The organism is Luteimicrobium album (genome assembly GCF_030161555.1).
In the GTDB taxonomy this organism is placed as follows: domain Bacteria; phylum Actinomycetota; class Actinomycetes; order Actinomycetales; family Cellulomonadaceae; genus Luteimicrobium; species Luteimicrobium album.
The window spans coordinates 2,192,894-2,211,051 of record NZ_BSUK01000001.1; the positions used below are offsets into that span (position 1 = coordinate 2,192,894).

The 18,158-nt window shown below is 73.3% G+C and carries 12 protein-coding genes and 2 pseudogenes; 10 read left to right on the forward strand and 4 right to left on the reverse strand.

Annotation, left to right across the window (positions count from 1 at the left end):
• Positions 1 to 65: 65 nt before the first annotated feature.
• From QQK45_RS11415 to QQK45_RS11435, 5 genes and pseudogenes are all read left to right on the forward strand, one after another.
• Complete coding sequence (locus QQK45_RS11415) at positions 66 to 1,628, forward strand: MalT transcriptional regulator family protein (protein ID WP_284293350.1); 1,563 nt, start codon at positions 66 to 68, stop codon at positions 1,626 to 1,628.
• The gene (locus QQK45_RS11420) at positions 1,556 to 2,869 is read left to right on the forward strand and encodes a helix-turn-helix domain-containing protein (RefSeq protein ID WP_284293351.1); all 1,314 of its coding nucleotides are present in this window, start codon (positions 1,556 to 1,558) and stop codon (positions 2,867 to 2,869) included. Before QQK45_RS11415 ends, QQK45_RS11420 begins: the two co-directional genes overlap by 73 nt.
• 350 nt (positions 2,870 to 3,219) lie before the next feature.
• A pseudogene (locus QQK45_RS11430) lies at positions 3,220 to 5,397 on the forward strand (glycosyl hydrolase family 18 protein); the annotation flags it as partial.
• Positions 5,313 to 5,615 carry a carbohydrate-binding protein gene (locus tag QQK45_RS23220; RefSeq protein WP_431310335.1) on the forward strand — a complete coding sequence of 101 codons (303 nt, stop codon included), beginning with the start codon at positions 5,313 to 5,315 and terminating at the stop codon, positions 5,613 to 5,615. The pseudogene QQK45_RS11430 and the gene QQK45_RS23220, both read left to right, overlap by 85 nt.
• A gap of 419 nt (positions 5,616 to 6,034) precedes the next feature.
• The gene (locus tag QQK45_RS11435) at positions 6,035 to 6,226 is read left to right on the forward strand and encodes a hypothetical protein (RefSeq protein ID WP_284293354.1); all 192 of its coding nucleotides are present in this window, start codon (positions 6,035 to 6,037) and stop codon (positions 6,224 to 6,226) included.
• Between the two features lie 185 nt (positions 6,227 to 6,411).
• Here the strand turns inward: QQK45_RS11435 and QQK45_RS11440 are convergent, their stop codons facing one another.
• From QQK45_RS11440 to QQK45_RS11455, 4 genes are all read right to left on the reverse strand, one after another.
• Positions 6,412 to 7,248: an LAVTG motif-containing sortase-dependent surface protein gene (locus QQK45_RS11440; protein ID WP_284293355.1), complete on the reverse strand. Its 837-nt coding sequence runs from the start codon at positions 7,246 to 7,248 to the stop codon at positions 6,412 to 6,414.
• Positions 7,249 to 7,486: 238 nt separating this feature from the next.
• On the reverse strand, positions 7,487 to 9,355 hold the full coding sequence (locus tag QQK45_RS11445; protein ID WP_284293356.1) for a DUF4012 domain-containing protein: 1,869 nt from the start codon (positions 9,353 to 9,355) through the stop codon (positions 7,487 to 7,489).
• 49 nt (positions 9,356 to 9,404) lie between these two features.
• Complete coding sequence (locus QQK45_RS11450; protein ID WP_348525356.1) at positions 9,405 to 9,722, reverse strand: universal stress protein; 318 nt, start codon at positions 9,720 to 9,722, stop codon at positions 9,405 to 9,407.
• Positions 9,653 to 10,426: a universal stress protein gene (locus QQK45_RS11455; RefSeq protein WP_431310262.1), complete on the reverse strand. Its 774-nt coding sequence runs from the start codon at positions 10,424 to 10,426 to the stop codon at positions 9,653 to 9,655. The genes QQK45_RS11450 and QQK45_RS11455 overlap by 70 nt, the downstream gene beginning before the upstream one ends.
• Positions 10,427 to 10,625: 199 nt before the next feature.
• Here QQK45_RS11455 and QQK45_RS11460 point away from each other — a divergent pair.
• The 5 genes and pseudogenes from QQK45_RS11460 (at position 10,626) to QQK45_RS11480 (ending at position 18,126) form a co-directional block, all read left to right on the forward strand.
• A pseudogene (locus QQK45_RS11460) lies at positions 10,626 to 13,191 on the forward strand (ATP-dependent Clp protease ATP-binding subunit).
• Positions 13,192 to 13,447: 256 nt separating this feature from the next.
• On the forward strand, positions 13,448 to 14,731 hold the full coding sequence (locus QQK45_RS11465; protein ID WP_284293358.1) for a sugar ABC transporter substrate-binding protein: 1,284 nt from the start codon (positions 13,448 to 13,450) through the stop codon (positions 14,729 to 14,731).
• Between the two features lie 10 nt (positions 14,732 to 14,741).
• Positions 14,742 to 15,683, forward strand: a complete 942-nt coding sequence (locus tag QQK45_RS11470) for a carbohydrate ABC transporter permease (protein WP_284293359.1) — start codon at positions 14,742 to 14,744, stop codon at positions 15,681 to 15,683.
• Positions 15,680 to 16,510: a carbohydrate ABC transporter permease gene (locus QQK45_RS11475; protein WP_284293360.1), complete on the forward strand. Its 831-nt coding sequence runs from the start codon at positions 15,680 to 15,682 to the stop codon at positions 16,508 to 16,510. Before QQK45_RS11470 ends, QQK45_RS11475 begins: the two co-directional genes overlap by 4 nt.
• The gene (locus QQK45_RS11480) at positions 16,507 to 18,126 is read left to right on the forward strand and encodes a glycoside hydrolase family 3 N-terminal domain-containing protein (protein WP_284293361.1); all 1,620 of its coding nucleotides are present in this window, start codon (positions 16,507 to 16,509) and stop codon (positions 18,124 to 18,126) included. Before QQK45_RS11475 ends, QQK45_RS11480 begins: the two co-directional genes overlap by 4 nt.
• Positions 18,127 to 18,158 lie beyond the last annotated feature (32 nt).

Here is an 18,158-nt window from a genome sequence, read left to right on the forward strand (position 1 = left end):
GGCGACGCCGACGCGCCGATCGTCGTCCGCGTCGGCCAGGGGCGGGGCAGCGGCCGGGCCTGCTCGTGCGCTCGCTCGTCGACGCCGTCGCCCGGGCCTGCACCGACGGCGCGGTGCCGGCCCTCGCCGGGACGAGCACGGCCCAGGCGGGGACGACGCCCGACGACGACAGCCCCGAGAGCGCCGCCGCGCACCTCGCCGCGTCGGTCGCGCCCGAGCTCGGCGGCCGGCGGCTCGTCGTCGTCGCCGACGACCTCGACCTGCTCGGCCCGGACTGCCAGGAGACGCTCGGGCAGGTCGTGCTGCGGCGCGTGCCCGGCGTCGTCGTGCTCGCGACCGCGACGCGGGTCGACGCGACCCCTGGGCTCCCGCGCGGGCTCGAGGTCCGCGACCTGCCCGGGCTGGGCCCCGGCGAGGCGGTCGGGCTCCTGGCGTCGCACGGCGTGGTCGTCGCACCGCACGTCGCCGCGCGGCTCGCGCGCGAGCTCGTCGGCAACCCCGCGGCCCTGGTGCAGACCGCCCGCCTCCTGAGCGCCGCCCAGCTCGCCGGCTGGTCCGCGCTGCCCGACCCCCTGCCCGTCGTCCCGGCCGTGCGCGACGCGGTCGGCAAGGCCGTCGACCTGCTCGACGAGGCGGAACGGCAGGTCCTCCTGGTCGCGGCCGTGGCCGCGACCCCGCGGACCGACGTCCTGCTCGCGGCGACGACCCGCAGCACGGACGACCTCCTGCGGGGCGGGAGTGCCGCGCACCTCGACCTCGTCGCGTCCCGGTACCGGTTCGCGGACCCGCGCGTGCGCGCGCTCGTGCACGGCGACGCGACGGTCGCGGAGCGGACCGCCGCGCACGAGGCCCTCGCCGCCGCGCTCGCGCCCGGCGACCCCGACGTCGCCGCCTGGCACGCGGCGCTCGCGACGCTCGAGGGGGACGCCGACGTGGCGGTCGCACTCGTGCGGCTCGCGCGCCGCCACCTGCACCACGGCGACGCCGGTGCGGCCTTCGAGGTCGCGCGCGAGGCGGCGTCGCATGCGGCGGACGGTGCACGACGACGCGCGCTCGAGCTCGCCGCGGCGGCCGCGCTCGCCGGGGGCTGCGTCCACGACGCGACGCACTGGGCCCGGGGCGCCCTGCGCGGCGCCGACCCGGACGAGACGGCGCGCGTCCTCGGGACCTTCGTCGTCGCGGTGACCCTGTCCGAGGGGCAGGTGCCGCTTGACGTGGTCGACCGCGCCGTCGCGCACGTGCTCGACGCCGACCCCCGCGCGGCGGGCGGACCCCGGTGGTCACGTGGGCCAAGACGGCGCTGCGAACCGTCCGCGTCGCCGTTACGGCCGCGCGGCTGCTCGCGGAGCGCGGTGAAGGACCCTGCGCGCGCCGCGTGCTCGAGCGCGCTCGCGCGGTCGCCGCCGCCCTCGACGAGCACGCACGGCTCGACCAGGTCGCGGCCGCCGCGAGCGTGCGGGCGCGCGGAGCCCTCGCCGTCGGCGTCGTGGCCGCGCAGGTCTTCGGGGTCCACGACGATCGAGCCTCCGCGCCGGGCGGCCCGGCAACGTCCTCCGTGCCCGACGGCGCCGCGGACGCGGTCGCCCGGGCCGTCGGCGGTCTCCACGCCGGGCTGCGGGGCGACCTGACCGCCGCGTCGTCGGGGCTCGCCAACGCGCTCCTCGAGCTCGCGCCGCTCGACGGCGAGGAACCCTGGGACGACGGTGAGGCGGGTGCGTCCGTGCCGTTCGCGGAGGCGCACCTGTGGGTCGCGAAGGCGCTCGTCGACACCTGGGCGGGCGACCTGCGCGCGGCCCGCGCCGAGCTCGAGCACGCGGCGTTCCGGCTGCCGGTGGGGCTGCCGTTCGCCGGGCTGGGGGCGGTGCTCGCGTGCCGTCTCGACCTCGCGGCGACCGGCACGACGAGCCCCGTGGGCGTCGCCCTGACGGCGACCGTGCCGGGCCCGCAGAGCCGGCCCGTGCGGCACGGGGCGCTCGCGGGCCGGGCCCTCGCAGCCGTGCTCGAGCGCCGGTACGACGAGGCGGCGACGCTCGTCGAGCTCGCCGAGCAGCGCGAGCGCGCGGTCGACGCGCGCCCGCTGCCGCTGCCGGTCGTCGACGAGGTGTGCGCGTGGGAGCGGGCCGGCCGCCGCACGGAGGCGCTCGCCGCACGCGACCGGCTCCGCGAGCGGACGGCAGGTCTGCCGGCCGACCTGCGCGACGCCGCGATCGCGCGCGCCGACGTGCTCGTCGCGTCCCCGGAGGGGCTGTCCGCTGCGGTCGAGGCTGCCGTCGGGGTGTCGCGGCGCCTCGCGTCGCCGTACGAGCGGGCGCGCACCGAGCTCGCGATCGGGCGGGCGCTCGCCCGCACGGGCGACGTCTACGACGCGACGAGCCACCTGTTCTCCGCCGTCGAGCTGTTCCGCACGGCGGGGGCGACCGCGTGGGAGCGGGTCGCGGCCGACGATCTCCTGGCCCTCGACGACGCCGGCCCGCACGAGTCCGTGTCGCCCGCGACGGGACCGGTGCCCGCGGTGCCCGCGCCGGCCGGCGCGCCGGTCCCGACCGGACCGGGCGGGATGGTTCCGGGCGCCGGGGGTGCGGGGACGCCGTCGGGCGGGACGGTCCGCACACCGGGGGCGGGGCATGGGGCCGACGACGCCGCCACGGTGCACGCCCTGCGGGCCCGCCTGCACGAGCGCTGGGGGGACGTCCTCACGGAGCGCGAGCTCGACGTGGCACTGCTGGTCGTCGACGGGGCCTCCAACAAGGAGGTCGCGGAGTGGCTGTTCGTCTCGGTGCGGACGGTCGAGGTGCACCTGGGCCGGGTGTTCCGGAAGCTGGGCGTCCGCTCGCGCGTCGAGCTGACGGTGGTCGCGCACCGCGGCTGAGCCACGGCGGAGGCGGCGCTGGCGTTGGGGGAAACACGTAGGTCGGCGGCCCGGACGACGTCGGGAATGTGGGAACTCCGGATATCGGAAGGTTTCCTGCCAAATTACGTTCGTGAGGTCCGACCTCACTCAGCGTGGAGCAGCAGATCATGAGACTTCCTCCTTCCGGCCCTCCCGCCGCGCGCTCGCGGCCGTGACCGCCGTGATGACCCTCGCGGGCCTCGGCGGCTGGGGGCCGCGGCCGCAGCCGCAGCCCCCGGGTCGCGACGGCCACCGCCGACGCGTGCGCACCCGCGTGGAGCGCCGCCACGGTCTACACCGGTGGTAGCAGCGCGTCCTACCAGGGCGTCAACTACACCGCGCAGTGGTGGACCCAGGGCGAGACGCCGGGTGCGTCGTCGTACGGCGCCTGGAGCCCGGCCGGCGCGTGCGGCACGAGCACGCCGACCCCGACCGCGACGGCGACGCCCACCCAGACCGCGACGCCCACCCAGACTGCGACGCCGACGCCCACCGCCACCCCGACCGACGGGGCCACCACGCCGGCCGGCAACCCCGACGAGCAGTGCCGGCCCGACGGCCTCTACGAGACGCCCGGCGTCGACGTGCCCTACTGCGACGCCTACGACACCGCCGGCCGCGAGAAGCTCCCGAACGACCTCGCGCGCCGCGTCATCGGCTACTACACGTCGTGGCGCACGGGCGCCGACGGGACGCCGTCGTACCTGCCGGGCGACATCCCGTGGGACGACGTCAGCCACATCAACTACGCGTTCGCGCACATCGAGGGCAACGGCAAGGTGTCCGTCAACCAGGACGCCGCGGGCAACCCGGCCACCGACGCCACGTTCGCGGGCACGACCATGAACGCCTCGCTGCCGTACACGGGCGAGCTCAATCTCCTCAACACCGCGAAGGTGGCACACCCGGGCGTCCGGACGCTCGTGTCCGTGGGCGGCTGGGCCGAGACGGGCGGCTACTTCGACGCCGACGGGGACCGGGTCGCGTCGGGCGGCTTCTACGCGATGACGCAGTCGCAGGCGAAGATCGACGCGTTCGCCGACTCGGCCGTGGCGTTCATCCGCCAGTACGGCTTCGACGGCGTCGACATCGACGACGAGTACCCGACGAGCAACAACAACGCGGGCAACCCGCTCGACTTCTCCACCTCGAACGCCCAGCGCGGTGTCCTGTGGAAGAACTATCTCGCGCTCATGAAGACGCTGCGCCAGAAGCTCGATGTGGCGAGCGCCGCCGACGGGACGTACTACGAGCTCACGGCGGCCGTGCCGGCGTCGGGCTGGCTGCTGCGCGGCGAGGAGGTCTCGCAGATGGTCCCGTACCTCGACTTCCTCAACATGATGAGCTACGACCTGCACGGCGCGTGGAACGACAAGGTGGGCGGCAACGCGCCCCTGTTCGACGACGGCCAGGACGCCGAGCTCGCGGACGCCGGCGTGTACACGGCGTACAAGGGCATCGGCTACCTCAACGGCGACTGGGCGTACCACTACTTCCGCGGCGCGATGCAGGCGGGCCGGATCAACCTCGGCGTGCCGTTCTACACGCGCGGCTGGAAGGACGTGAGCGGCGGCACCGACGGCCTGCACGGCAAGGCCGCGCTGCCCGACCAGACGAAGTGCCCCGCCGGCACCGGGCCGTCCGCGGGCGGCACTACGCCCTGCGGCAACGGCGCGGACGGCATCGACAACCTGTGGCACGACACCAACTCCGCGGGCAACCAGGAGGCTGCCGGCTCCAACCCGATCTGGCACGTCCTCAACCTCGCGAAGGGCGTCGTCGGCGACTACACGGCGTCCTACGGCAGCCCGACGACGCTCACCGGCACCTACGAGCACCACTTCGACGACGTGTCCAAGACCGAGTGGTGGTGGAACCCGACGACGAAGGTCTTCCTGTCGGGCGACGCCGACGAGGCGGTCGACGCCAAGGCGAAGTACGTCGCCGACAACGGCCTCGGCGGCATCATGATCTGGGAGCTCGCGGGCGACTACGCGTACGACTCCGCGAAGGGCCAGTACGAGATGGGCCACACGCTCGTGAGCAAGATCCACGACGCGTTCACGCAGGCCACGCCGTACGGCGCCTCGAAGGCCGACGTGACGATGCCGACGCAGGCGCTCGACCTCGACGTCACGTACTCGGACTTCGCGCTCGGCGACAACAACTACCCGATCAACCCGAAGGTCACGTTCACCAACAACGGGTCGACGGCGATCCCCGCCGGCTCGACCATCACGTTCGACTACGCCTCGAGCGACACGGGCGCGATGAGCGAGCAGAACGGGTGGGGGCTCACCCAGACCGGGAACACGAAGCCGGCGAACAACGTGGGCGGCCTGCCGTTCGACTTCTACACGGCCACGATCAAGGTCCCGTCCGGGGGCATCCCTGCCGGCGGGTCCGTGTCCACCAAGCTGTCCTGGCAGCTCCCGATCGCTCAGCTGTCGAACCTGCGCGTCACCGTGAACGGCACGACCTACGCCACCACGTACGACCACCCGCGCGGCGTGACCGTCGTCGACGCGGCCTCCGGGTCCGGCTCGACCGACGGCACGGGGGCACCGGCACGTGCACGGCACCCGCGTGGGAGGCCGCGACCGTCTACACCGGGGGCCAGACCGTCAGCGACGGCGGGCACACCTGGTCGGCGAAGTGGTGGACGCAGGGCGACCGACCGAGCTCCGCGGACGCGAGCCCGTGGACCGACCAGGGCGCGTGCTGATGCGGCGCCGGGCGGCGTTCGCGGCGGTGCTCGCCACGGTCGCCGTGGTGACCGCGGGCTCTCTCTCCGGGTGCTCGTTCGTCACGGGCGGCGACGCCCAGGGCAGCACGGGCGAAGACGGCGCCGCGAGCACGGGCTCCGTCGCCTCGGCTGCGCCCACGGGCACGGCGCGGCCCGTGGGGCCGCTCCTGGTCACCGCGGCCGACTACTGGGTCGTGGGGGCGACGCAGGGCGGGGTCACCCACGTCTCGGCGGGCGGCTGCCCGACGGGTTCCGGGTGCCCCGGCTTCGACGTCGTCGCCGGGAAGGCCGCGGCGCCCGACGGCGCCTACCTGCCGAAGGGCGCGACGTGCCCAGGCGACGGGGAGCTCGCGGCGGTCCTGGTCGAGGGCGCGAAGCCCACGTCGGCGCCCGCGAAGGTGGCGGGGTCCGACGCCACGCGCACCGCCTACACGCTGTCCTGCCAGGATGACGCGGGCAAGGAGCAGTACCGGGCGACCCAGGTCCAGTGGACGGTGCCCGACGCCCCTGGAGGTCCGGTGCTCGTCGTCGACAGGTGGGCGTTCGAGGGGCTGGACACGCGCCTCGCGGAGGCTACCTGGGGCGAGTGAGAACACCGTCCCTGCCGGCACGGCAAGGGCCCCGGTCACACTGACCGGGGCCCTCTGCGCGACGTGGTGGGACGTCGCGCCTTCGCGGGCGCTTCCAGGGGGCGGAGCGGACCCGCGGAACGCGGCGCCCCGGGCGGCCCCAGGGGGTGGGCCGGCGGTGCGCTCGCGGTTCGGCGCTCAGCGCGTCAGAGCGCTGCCTTGTTGCGACGACGGCGGCCGGTCAGGACGAGCCCGCCACCGATGAGCAGGAGAGCGGCCGCGGCGCCGGCGAAGGGGAGCACGTTCGCACCCGTCTGCGCGAGGCCGCCGGACGACTTGACGACAGTGGTTTCCGCGGGCGTGCTGCCGGAGCCGCCGGCTGGCGAGCTCGTACCCCCGGTCGGGAGGACCTTCGTCTGCGCGGGGTTCGCGCACGCCTTCGTGGCCTGCGGGTAGCTGACGACGCCCGAGACCACGTTGACGGCCGGGAGCACGAGCGACGCCGGGACGGCCGCCGCGACGTGCGGGCGGTACACGCCGTCGCTGATGGTCGCCTTCGCGGTCGTCGCGGTGTTCGTGTAGTCGTCGTCGTGCACGGTGAAGGTGACCTTCACGTCGGGCCGGACCCAGGTGTAGGGGCCACCCTCTTCCCAGGTTCCGTGCTTGAAGACCCAGCCGGGCCACGCGGTGGGCTTGCCGCCCGCCTCCTTGGCGCCGAGCCACAGCACCTTGCCGGAGACCGGCAGGTTCTTCTGGGTCTCGGAGTGGGTGCCGTCGAGCGACGTCCACGTCAGGTCGACCGACTTCGCCGACGGGTCCTTCGAGACGTCGACGGCGTACCGCAGGTACGGCACGTTCCCGTCGCACTCGGGCGACTTCACGGAGAGGCCGACGCTCGACTCGGGGGTCGCGCCGTAGCCGTCGTCGCCCGTCGTGGGTGAGGAGCCGGGGTCGGCGGACGCGGCCGAGGCACCGGCGAGGGCGAGCGGGAGGGCCAGCGCGGCGGTCACTGCCCCGCGGCGCCACGTGCGGGCTGACACCATGACGAACTCTTCTCGTTGGTTCACGGCGGATGGTTCACGGCGACGTGAAGCTGGACGGAAATGACGGCCGTCGGCTACGCCCCTGAGCAGCCCGCGGCTTTTGGCCCTGATACTACCCATGCCGCGCGGGCGCAACTGCAGGTCAGCAGGGTGAACCGGGGGTGATCTCACGAGTCGTTGCCGATTCGTTATCAGGGCGGCGGCATGTCCGTCGCCCGGGGCTCCCGAACGGGGTCGTTCAACGCGTGCACGACGTGGGCGCGACCGCCGCGAGGCCGCCCGTCGTCGTCGTCGGCGTCGTCCACAGCTCGAGCTTCCCGTCGCCCGCCTGCGGCGTCAGGAGGGTGACCCGCAGCGTGACCTTCTGGCCGGGGGAGAGGTCGACGGTGAGCTGGGTCGCGGTCCGCCCGGCGACCTCGTCCGTGTCGCCGCCGACGGTCTGCTTGCCCCGCTCGATGACCGGCACCCCCACGCCCTGCGGCGTGTAGACGACGACGTTCGTGCGGATCACGCCGGGCTTCACGACGCCGGCAGCCTCGCCCGTCACGTAGCTCGGGAGGTTCTGCTGCGCGTCCTTCGGCGCCTCGGACCGCAGCGTGACCGTGTAGACGTCGCTGCGCGTCGTCCCCGTGCACTGCGACGACGTGAGCTCGGTGCTCGTGCGCAGGTAGTAGCTCATCTTCCCGGACGTGCCGTCGTTGAGGAGCACCGCGACCGCGTGCTTGCCACGGTCGGTCGACGTGAGCGCGCCGCTCAGCTCGGTCGGGTCGAGCAGCGACTGCTCGTCGTCGTGGGCGGACCACACGAGGAGGCGGTGCTCGTCCGCGGACTGCGTCAGGGCGTGCTGCAGGTCGGCGGCGGGGACGTCGCCGTGCAGGAGCTTGTCGAAGACCGCGCCGGCGGCCGCGGAGAAGAACGCGTCCTGCTCGGCCGGGTCGTCGATCTCGGCGTAGACCTGCGAGAGCAGGATGTCGACCGCGTTGTCGGACGTCAGCTCGACGCCTGTGGTCCCGGTAGCGGTGGGGGCCTGCACGGTGACCGGCCCGGTCACACCGAGGAGGTGCGAGAGCGCCACGGGGTCGGTCGCGAGCACGCCGTCGACGTCGCCGTGCCCTGCCTTCTTCCACATCGCGGCCATGGTGCGGCCGGTGTCGGGGAAGTCCGCGAGCATCGTCGTGTCCTGCGGGAAGCGCGCCGGCTGCGTCCCGAAGACCGCGGTGTTGTCCTTGCCAAGATCGACGACCGGCTGCTTCCACGGGCCGAGGTCCGACGACGACGCGTTCCCCACGACCGTGACCTTGCCGCCCTTCGCGCGCAGCACCGTGATCGAGCCGGGGATCCCGCCCGACGAGCGCAGCTCGGCGTTGTTGAGCGAGAGCAGCAGGTAGGTGCGGGTGCCGTCCGCGCCCAGCATCGGGGGCAACAGGGCGGTCGCGCGGTGCGCGGTCGTGACCGTCGAGCCGAGCGTGCGGACCTTGTCCTGCAGGCTCGCGATCGGGTCCCCGAGCTGGGGTCGCAGGGTCGACGTGTCGATCGCGCCGAGGTCGCGCTCGACCGGGGTCAGGGCGTCTGCCGAGCTCGCGACCAGCGGCGCCGCCTTCTCGAGCGGCCCGAGGTCGACGCCGCCGTCCTTCGCGCGCAGGCCGGAAAGGTCGACGATCCCGGACGCCTGGACGAGCGGAGGGAGCACGTCCTGGGCGAGGTCGTCGACCGAGCGGGTCGCCGTCCGGAACGCCTTCGCGTCCGCGCCGATCCCGGGCAGCGAGCCCGCGACGGCCCAGACCGGGCCGCTCGTGCCGCGTCGCGCCTTCGTCGTCTTCTCCTGCACGCGGTCGAGCGCCTGCTGCGCGGCTGCCGTGTCGCCGCCGGTGAGGGCCTCCTCGACCGTGGGGACGTCGTCGAGCGCGGAGGTCAGGGCGTCCCGGGCCTCGAGGCCGCCCTTGACGGCCAGCACCACCGCGACCCCGACCGCCACGACGACGACCACGATCCCGAGCGCCACCCAGCGGCCCACGTGCCGGCGCCGCGGCCGCGTGCGGCCGTGCGCGGGCACCGGGTGCAGGTCGGCGGCCGGGGTGTCGGGGACGTCGGGCGGGTCGCTCGGCATGGCCGCCACTGTAGGGCGTCCCGCTGGGACGCCGCGGGTGGGACGTGCGTCAGCCGCGCACGACGGTCACCGGGCAGGGCGCGGCCTCGAGCACCTGCCGGCTGACCGACCCGAGCACGAGCCGCTCGAACCCGCCGAGCCCGCGGGCCCCGACGACGAGCCGCTCCGCCCCCTCGGCGACACCGAGCAGCCCGGGGCTGGGGGTGCGTGCACGACGACCGGTCGCACGCGGTCCGCGGGCAGGTCGAGGTGCGCGTCGTGCACGGTGTCGAGGAGCTTGGTGCGTGCCCACGCGTCCTAGTCCTCGACCGGCGGGATCCAGCCCCACGCCTCGGGGAGCGGCGAGATCGTCGTGAGCTGCCAGCAGTACACGGGCTCGAGCACGCCGCCGAGCCGCTCGGCCGCGGCGGCACCCTCACGCAGCGCGCCGATCGACAGGTCCGAGCCGTCGACCCCGACGACGACGCGCGGGGCCGTGTCCTCGGGACCCGTCCCGGGGTCCGCGGCCTCGGGCCCGGCGCCGTGGGTCTCCGGCGGGGGCACGTGCGCCCCCTCGTGCGCGACGACCGTCACGGGCACGTGCGCCCCCTCGTGCGCGACGACCGTCACGGGCACGTGCGCGTGCTGCACCACCGAGCTCGACACCGAGCCGAGCAGGAACCGGCCGAACCGGCCGAGCCCGCTGCGCCCGACCACGATCATCCGGGCGTCGAGCTCCGTGCCGAGCTCGAGGAGGACCTCCGCCGGCCAGCCGGGCACCTGGCGCGCGGTCACGCGGTCCGGGTCGCCCACGACGTGACCGGCCTCCCGGCTGCGCTGGACCGCGGCGTCGAGGAGCGACTCGACGTAGGTCTGCTTGGCGGCGAAGACCTCCTCCGCGCCGTCGGGATGGACCCCGCGCGTGCCGTCGTCCCAGCTCTGCACCCACGCGTAGACCGCCACCAGCGTGGTGTCGCGCCGGGCCGCCTCGCGCAGCGCCCACTGCACCGCGACGTCCGCCTGCGCCGACCCGTCGACCCGACGATCAGCCCGCCCATCCGGCTCACCCCGTCCTGTGCTCGGCCCTTCCATGCTGTCGCAGGGGCCGCCGTCGTGCACGACGGCGCAGGGTGGGGTCGCTCACGTCGGCCGCGCGGGTCCCCGGTCGCGTGGCCAGTCCGCCAGTGGCGAACACGGGCAGATCCGCGGCGTGTAGCTCGTTGGGCCCCACTAGAGTCGAAGCGGTCAGGCCTGTAGCGCGCAGGCGCACGCCGCTCGTGAGGAGCAGCACATGTTCGAACGTTTCACCGACCGAGCCCGTCGGGTGGTCGTCCTCGCCCAAGAAGAGGCGCGGATGCTGAACCACAACTACATCGGGACCGAGCACATCCTGCTCGGGCTCATCCACGAGGAGAGGGCGTCGCCGCCAAGGCGCTGGAGTCGCTCGACATCTCCCTCGACGGCGTGCGCGCCCAGGTCATCGAGATCATCGGGGAGGGCCAGCAGGCCCCGACGGGTCACATCCCGTTCACGCCGCGTGCCAAGAAGGTCCTCGAGCTGTCGCTGCGCGAGGCGCTGCAGCTCGGCCACAACTACATCGGCACCGAGCACATCCTGCTCGGCCTCATCCGCGAGGGTGAGGGCGTCGCCGCCCAGGTGCTCACCAAGATGGGCGCCGACCTCAACCGCGTGCGCCAGCAGGTCATCCAGCTCCTGTCCGGCTACCAGGGCAAGGAGCCCGCGACCGCGGGCGGCCCCGTCGAGGGCCAGCCGTCCGGCTCGGCCGTGCTCGACCAGTTCGGCCGCAACCTCACGCAGGCCGCGCGCGACTCCAAGCTCGACCCGGTCATCGGGCGCGAGAAGGAGATCGAGCGGGTCATGCAGGTGCTGTCCCGCCGCACCAAGAACAACCCCGTCCTCATCGGCGAGCCCGGCGTCGGCAAGACGGCGATCGTCGAGGGCCTCGCCCAGGACATCGTGCGCGGCGACGTCCCGGAGACCCTCAAGGACAAGCAGCTCTACACGCTGGACCTCGGTGCCCTGGTCGCGGGCAGTCGCTACCGCGGTGACTTCGAGGAGCGCCTGAAGAAGGTCCTCAAGGAGATCCGCACGCGCGGCGACATCATCCTGTTCATCGACGAGATCCACACGCTCGTCGGTGCAGGCGCCGCGGAGGGCGCGATCGACGCGGCGAGCATCCTCAAGCCGATGCTCGCGCGCGGCGAGCTGCAGACCATCGGCGCGACGACGCTCGACGAGTACCGCAAGTACGTCGAGAAGGACCCGGCCCTGGAGCGCCGCTTCCAGCCGATCCAGGTCAACGAGCCGTCGCTGCCGCACGCCATCGAGATCCTGCGCGGGCTGCGCGACCAGTACGAGGCGCACCACCGCGTGTCCATCACGGACGGCGCGCTCGTCGCCGCGGCCACGCTCGCCGACCGGTACATCAACGACCGCTACCTCCCGGACAAGGCCATCGACCTCGTTGACGAGGCGGGCGCGCGCCTGCGCATCCGCCGCATGACGGCCCCGCCGGAGCTGCGCGAGCTGGACGAGGAGATCGCCGGTGCGCGCCGCGACAAGGAGTCGGCGATCGACGAGCAGGACTTCGAGAAGGCCGCGCGCCTGCGCGACACTGAGAAGCAGCTCACGCAGCAGCGCCAGGACAAGGAGAAGGCCTGGAAGTCGGGTGACCTCGACGTGATCGCCGAGGTCGACGAGGAGCTCATCGCCGAGGTGCTGGCCATGTCGACGGGCATCCCCGTCGTCCGGCTCACCGAGGAGGAGTCCAGCCGCCTGCTCCACATGGAGGACGAGCTGCACAAGCGGATCGTCGGCCAGGACATCGCCATCAAGGCGCTGTCGCAGGCCATCCGCCGCACGCGCGCCGGGCTCAAGGACCCCAAGCGCCCGGGCGGGTCGTTCATCTTCGCCGGCCCCACCGGCGTCGGGAAGACCGAGCTCGCCAAGGCGCTCGCCGAGTTCCTGTTCGGGGACGAGGACGCGCTCATCCAGCTCGACATGTCCGAGTTCTCGGAGAAGCACACGGTCTCGCGGCTGTTCGGCTCGCCCCCGGCTACGTCGGCTACGACGAGGGCGGGCAGCTCACCGAGAAGGTGCGGCGCAAGCCGTTCTCGGTCGTGCTGTTCGACGAGGTCGAGAAGGCGCACCCGGACATCTTCAACTCGCTCCTGCAGATCCTCGAGGACGGTCGCCTGACCGACTCGCAGGGCCGCGTGGTCGACTTCAAGAACACCGTGATCATCATGACCACGAACCTCGGCACGCGGGACATCGCCAAGGGCGTCCAGACCGGCTTCAACACCGGCAACGACACCACGACGAGCTACGAGCGCATGAAGGCGAAGGTCAACGAGGAGCTCAAGACGCACTTCCGTCCCGAGTTCCTGAACCGTGTCGACGACACGATCGTGTTCCCGCAGCTCACGCAGGCGGAGATCGTCGCGATCGTCGACCTCGAGGTCGCGAAGCTCGACCGCCGTCTGCACGACAAGGACATGGCCATCGAGCTCTCGCCCGCGGCCAAGACGCTGCTCGCCGAGAAGGGCTACGACCCGGTGCTCGGTGCGCGTCCGCTGCGTCGTGCGATCCAGCGGGACATCGAGGACGCGCTGTCCGAGAAGATCCTGTTCGGCGAGCTCACGTCGGGCCAGGTCGTCCTGGTCGACGCAGTCGGCGAGGGCATCCTCGGGGAGTTCACGTTCCGCGGGGTCCCGAAGGCGGAGCACGAGCGGGGTCCGGTGTCGGTGGGCGCGAGCGCCGCGCTCGACGCGCCGACCGGCATCCACCCGCGCGACCTGCCGCCCACGGGCACGCTGAGCGCGACCGCGGACTGACGCGCCGTCGTCGGGCACGCGCCTGACGGACGCCGCACACGAGGGGCCCTGGCCCTGCCTCTTCGGAGGCGGGACCGGGGCCCCTCGGCATGCCGCGCGCCGAGCCGGGCGGCGGCTCAGATGTCCCGCATGTCACGATCAGGTCACCACTAGGTGAAAGCTCTTTTCACATGTACGCTCATGCGTGAGAGTTGCTATCAGACGCGGAGGGGCGTCCCAGCAACGAGGCTGAACACCACACGGACGAGGAGCTCTCATGAGGAGAACGAAGTTCTACCCGATCGCCGCCGCGGCGACGGTTCTGACGCTCACCCTGGCCGCCTGCTCGGGCAGCGGCGACGACGACTCGGGCAAGGGCAAGACGCTCGACGTCTGGATCATGAAGGGGACCAACCCCGACTCGGAGCCCTTCTTCGCTGACGTCGCCAAGGCGTTCAAGGAGGAGACGGGCGCGACCCTCAAGGTCGAGTACGTCGAGTGGGCCGACGCGCACGACCGGTTCGTCACCGCGATCGCGGGCGGCACGACGCCCGACGTCGCCGAGACCGGCACCACCTGGACGCCGGAGTTCGCCGACGCCGGCGCGCTGGCCCCCATCGACGACTACGTCAAGAAGGACAACCTCGGCGACGACCTCGTCAAGGGGCTCGTCGAGGCGGGCACGTACGACGACAAGCTCTACGGCATGCCCTGGTATGCCGGCGTCCGATCGCTCGTCTACCGCAGCGACCTTTTCGACAAGCTGGGCCTCAAGGCGCCGACCACGTGGGCGGAGCTCCAGGCCGACGCGCAGGCCATCAAGAAGGCCGACCCGAAGATGCTGGGCGTCGCGGTCCCCGGCGACGCCGAGTTCACCGTCTACCCGTGGGTCTGGGGCGCGGGCGGCCAGGTCGCCACGCAGTCCGGCGGCCAGTGGACCTCGGGCCTCGACAGCGCCGAGGCGCGCAAGGGCATCTCGTTCTGGACGGGGCTCGCGACGCAGGACAAGCTCTCGTCCGCGGGCGCGACGACCTGGAAGGAGACCGACGTCCTCGACGCGTTCGCGAACGGCGACGTCGGCATGGCGGTCATGGGCTCGTGGACCCCGGCGGCCATCACCGAGAAGAACCCCGAGATGAAGGGGAAGTTCGCGGCCGTGCCGATCCCGGGCGAGACCGGCGGCATCGCGCCGTCCGTGCTCGGCGGCTCGCACCTGAGCATGTTCAACACGGCCAAGGACAAGGACCTGGCCTGGGACTTCATCAAGCTCATGACGACGGGCAAGTTCGCGCAGGAGTGGGCCGACGACTCCGGCTACTTCCCGGGCCAGACGTCGCTCCTCGACAAGGCGGTGAAGAGCACCGACTCGCTGGTCGCGCCCTTCGCGAAGCAGTTCGTCGACGGCGGCGCCTCCGTCCCCGTCTCCCCGAACTTCGGGGCGGTCCAGGCGAAGAAGACGACGAGCGTCATGATGCAGTCCATCCTGTCCGGCAAGTCGAGCGTCGACGACGCCACGACCGCGGCCGCGCAGGAGATGACCTCGCTGCTCAACGGGAAGTGACCCGGTGGCGGTGACGTACCCGACCCCGGGCGGGGGCGCCGCCCGCGGCCCGAGCCGCCGGGGGATCGCACGGATCCGGCCGTGGCTCCTGCTCGCGCCGGCGCTGATCATCCTCGGGGTCCTGCTCCTGTGGCCCCTCGTGCGGATGGCGATGTTCTCGCTGCAGGACTACGGCCTGCGCGAGATCGTCTCCGGGAGCACGAACTGGATCGGGTTCGCGAACTTCACGGAGATCCTCACCTCGCGCGACCTGTGGGCCGTCGTCCTGCCGAACACGGTGGGCTTCGCGGTCCTGTCGGTCACGGGGACCGTAGTGTTCGGGACGCTCGTGGCGCTCCTCCTGCAGTCGCTCGGCCCGCGCACCCGCGGGTTCGTCACGGGCGCCATCATGGCGGCGTGGGCGATGCCCGCGGTCACGGGCACGTACGTGTGGGTGTGGATCTTCGACGCCGACCACGGCGTCTTCAACCAGGTCCTCACGTCGCTCGGGATCATCGACCAGCCGGTCAACTGGTTCACGGACCGCTGGTCGTTCTACGCGATCGTCCTGCTCAACGTGATCCACCACGGCTTCCCGTTCGTCGCCGTCACCGTGCTCGCGGGCCTGCTGGGGGTGCCGCGCGAGATCCACGAGGCCGCGGAGGTCGACGGCGCGGGGGCGTTCCGCCGGTTCTTCCAGATCACGTTCCCGCAGCTCCGCCAGGTGTTCGCGGTCGTGATCATCCTGTCGACGATCTGGGACTTCAAGGTCTTCGCGCAGGTGTACCTCATGCCGGGCGGCGCGGGCTCGAACCGTGACGTCCTCAACCTGGGCGTGTGGTCGTACGTCGAGTCGTTCGGCCAGAACCGGTACGGCTTCGGCTCCGCGATCGCCGTCCTGCTCACGCTGCTGCTGCTCGTCATCACGGCGGTGTACGTGCGGACGATCCTGCGAGAGGAGAAGAACCTGTGAGGCGCACCTCCACCGGGGTCAAGGCGACCAAGGCCGTCCTCGTCGTCCTGCTCCTGGCCTTCACGCTCTTCCCCACGTACTGGATGCTCGTCAGCGCGTTCGACGACCGCGCCGGGCAGGGCGGCGCGACCCTCGTGCCGCGCGAGTTCACGTTCCACAACTTCTCGTACGTCCTCACGGACGGCGGGTTCGGGACGTTCCTGCGCAACTCGGTGGTCGTCGCGCTCGCGACGGTCGTGATCTCGGGGGTCGTGGCGCTCCTCGCGTCCGTCGCGGTCGCGCGGTTCCGGTTCAGGTTCCGCACGCAGATGCTCATGCTGATCCTCGTCGTGCAGATGGTGCCGCTCGAGGCGCTCGTGATCCCGCTGTTCGTGCAGATCCGCGACCTGCAGCTCCTCGGCACGCTCACCGGCCTGGTGATCGTCTACGTGTCGCTCGCGCTGCCGTTCGGGATCTGGATGCTGCGCGGGTTCGTCGCGGCCGTGCCGGTCGAGCTCGAGGAGGCCGCGTACCTCGACGGGGCGAGCTGGACCCGGATGTTCCGGTCCGTGCTCCTGCCGCTCGTGGCGCCGGGGCTCGTGGCGACGAGCATCTTCAGCTTCATCACCGCCTGGAACGAGTTCATCTTCGCGATGACGCTGCTGGGCGGCGAGGCCGACAAGTACACGGTCGCGATCGGCCTCAAGTCGTTCTTCCAGCAGAACTCGAACGACTGGGGCGCCATCATGGCCGGCTCGACGATCATCACCGTGCCGGTCATGGTGTTCTTCATCCTGGTCCAGAAGCGGCTGTCCGCCGGGCTCGTCGCGGGGGCGGTCAAGGGATGAGCCGGGATCCGGGCCTCGTCGGTGGCGGCGCGCACGACCCCGAGCTGGACCGGCTCGCGGCGAGCGTCCTGCTGCCCGGGTTCGTGGGGCGCAGCGTCCCCGCCTGGCTGGCGCGCGCGCTCGACGGTGGGCTCGCGGGGGTCGTGCTGTTCGCGCAGAACCTCGACCCCGAGGACCCGGCCCAGGCCGCCCGCCTCGGCGCGGAGCTCCGGGCGCACGCCGACGCGCCCGTCGTCGCGGTCGACGAGGAGGGCGGGGTCGTGACCCGGCTCGAGTCGGCGCACGGCTCGACCCTCCCGTCGCCCGCGCAGCTCGGTCTGGTCGACGACGTCGTCCTCACCGAGGCGGTCGGGCGCGCGCTGGGTGAACGCGTCCGGGCCGCCGGGGGAACCCTCGTCCTCGCTCCCGACGCCGACGTCGCGTCCGACCCGCGCAACCCCGTGATCGGGCCGCGGGCGTTCGGCTCCGGCCCGGAGCTGGTGGCGCGGCACGTCGCGGCGTCCGTCCGCGGGATCCAGGCGGCCGGCGTCGGGGCGTGCGCGAAGCACTGGCCCGGGCACGGCGCCACGACCGTGGACTCGCACCTCGAGCTGCCGTCGGTGCCGCGGGCCGTGCTCGACGCCGGCCACGACGTCCCGTTCCGCGCCGCGGTCGACGCGGGGGTCGCGGCCGTCATGACGGCGCACGTCGTCGTGCCCGAGGCCGGAGACGCGCCCGCGACCGTCAATCCCACCCTGATCGGCGAGCTGCGCGCGCTGGGCTTCGACGGCCCCGTCGTGACGGACGCCATCGACATGGCCGCGATCCGCGCCACCTACGGGATCCCCGCCGGGGCGGTCGGCGCGCTGCGCGCCGGCGTCGACCTCGTCTGCCTCGGCAACCCGGGCTTCGCCCCCGCCGCCGGCGACGGCACCGACGGCCCTGCCGGCTCGTATGACGGTGAGGCGCTCTACCTGGCGGTACACCGCGCCGTCGTCGATGCTGTCCGGGAGGGCAACCTCGACCGCGACCGGCTGGAGCAGGCGTCGCTGCGTGTCGCGACTCTGCGCGTCTCCGGGAACGGCGGCCCGACGGCGGCGGGGGCTGCGACGCCCGCCGTCGCCGGGCCGGAACCCCGCGGGTCCTCCCGCGAGGTCGCTCCCGGCCTCGATCTCGACCAGGTCGCCGTCCGCGTCGCCGCGGCGGTCCTGGCCCGCACGCTGCCGGCGCGCCCAGCCCCGTTCGGCACGGTCCGCGACGCGCGCGCGGCTGCGACGGCCGCCGTCGCCTCGCGCGCACACCCGGTGGTGCCCGCGCTCGAGCAGCACACGACGCCCGGTGCGACCGGCGTGGCCGTCGTCGTCGACCGGCTGGCCGAGCGCAAGCAGCGCGCCGCCGTGCAGTGGCTGCGCGAGCAGGGCCGGCTGGCGCTCGTCGTCGACGTCGGCGCACCCGGCGCCCACGTGCCCGGCTCGGTCGCACGGGCGGGCGTGCCGCGCGTCCCGCTCGGCGCCGACTCCCGGTTCTCGGTGCGCGTCCTCGACCGCGTGCTCGCCGGTCTGGCCGACGCGGCGCCCGACGACGGCGCAGCGGCCGTGCGCGCCCACCGCGCTCCCGCCCCGGGGGCGTCGCGATGAGGGTGCTCGCCCTGCAGTCGGGGACGTCCGCC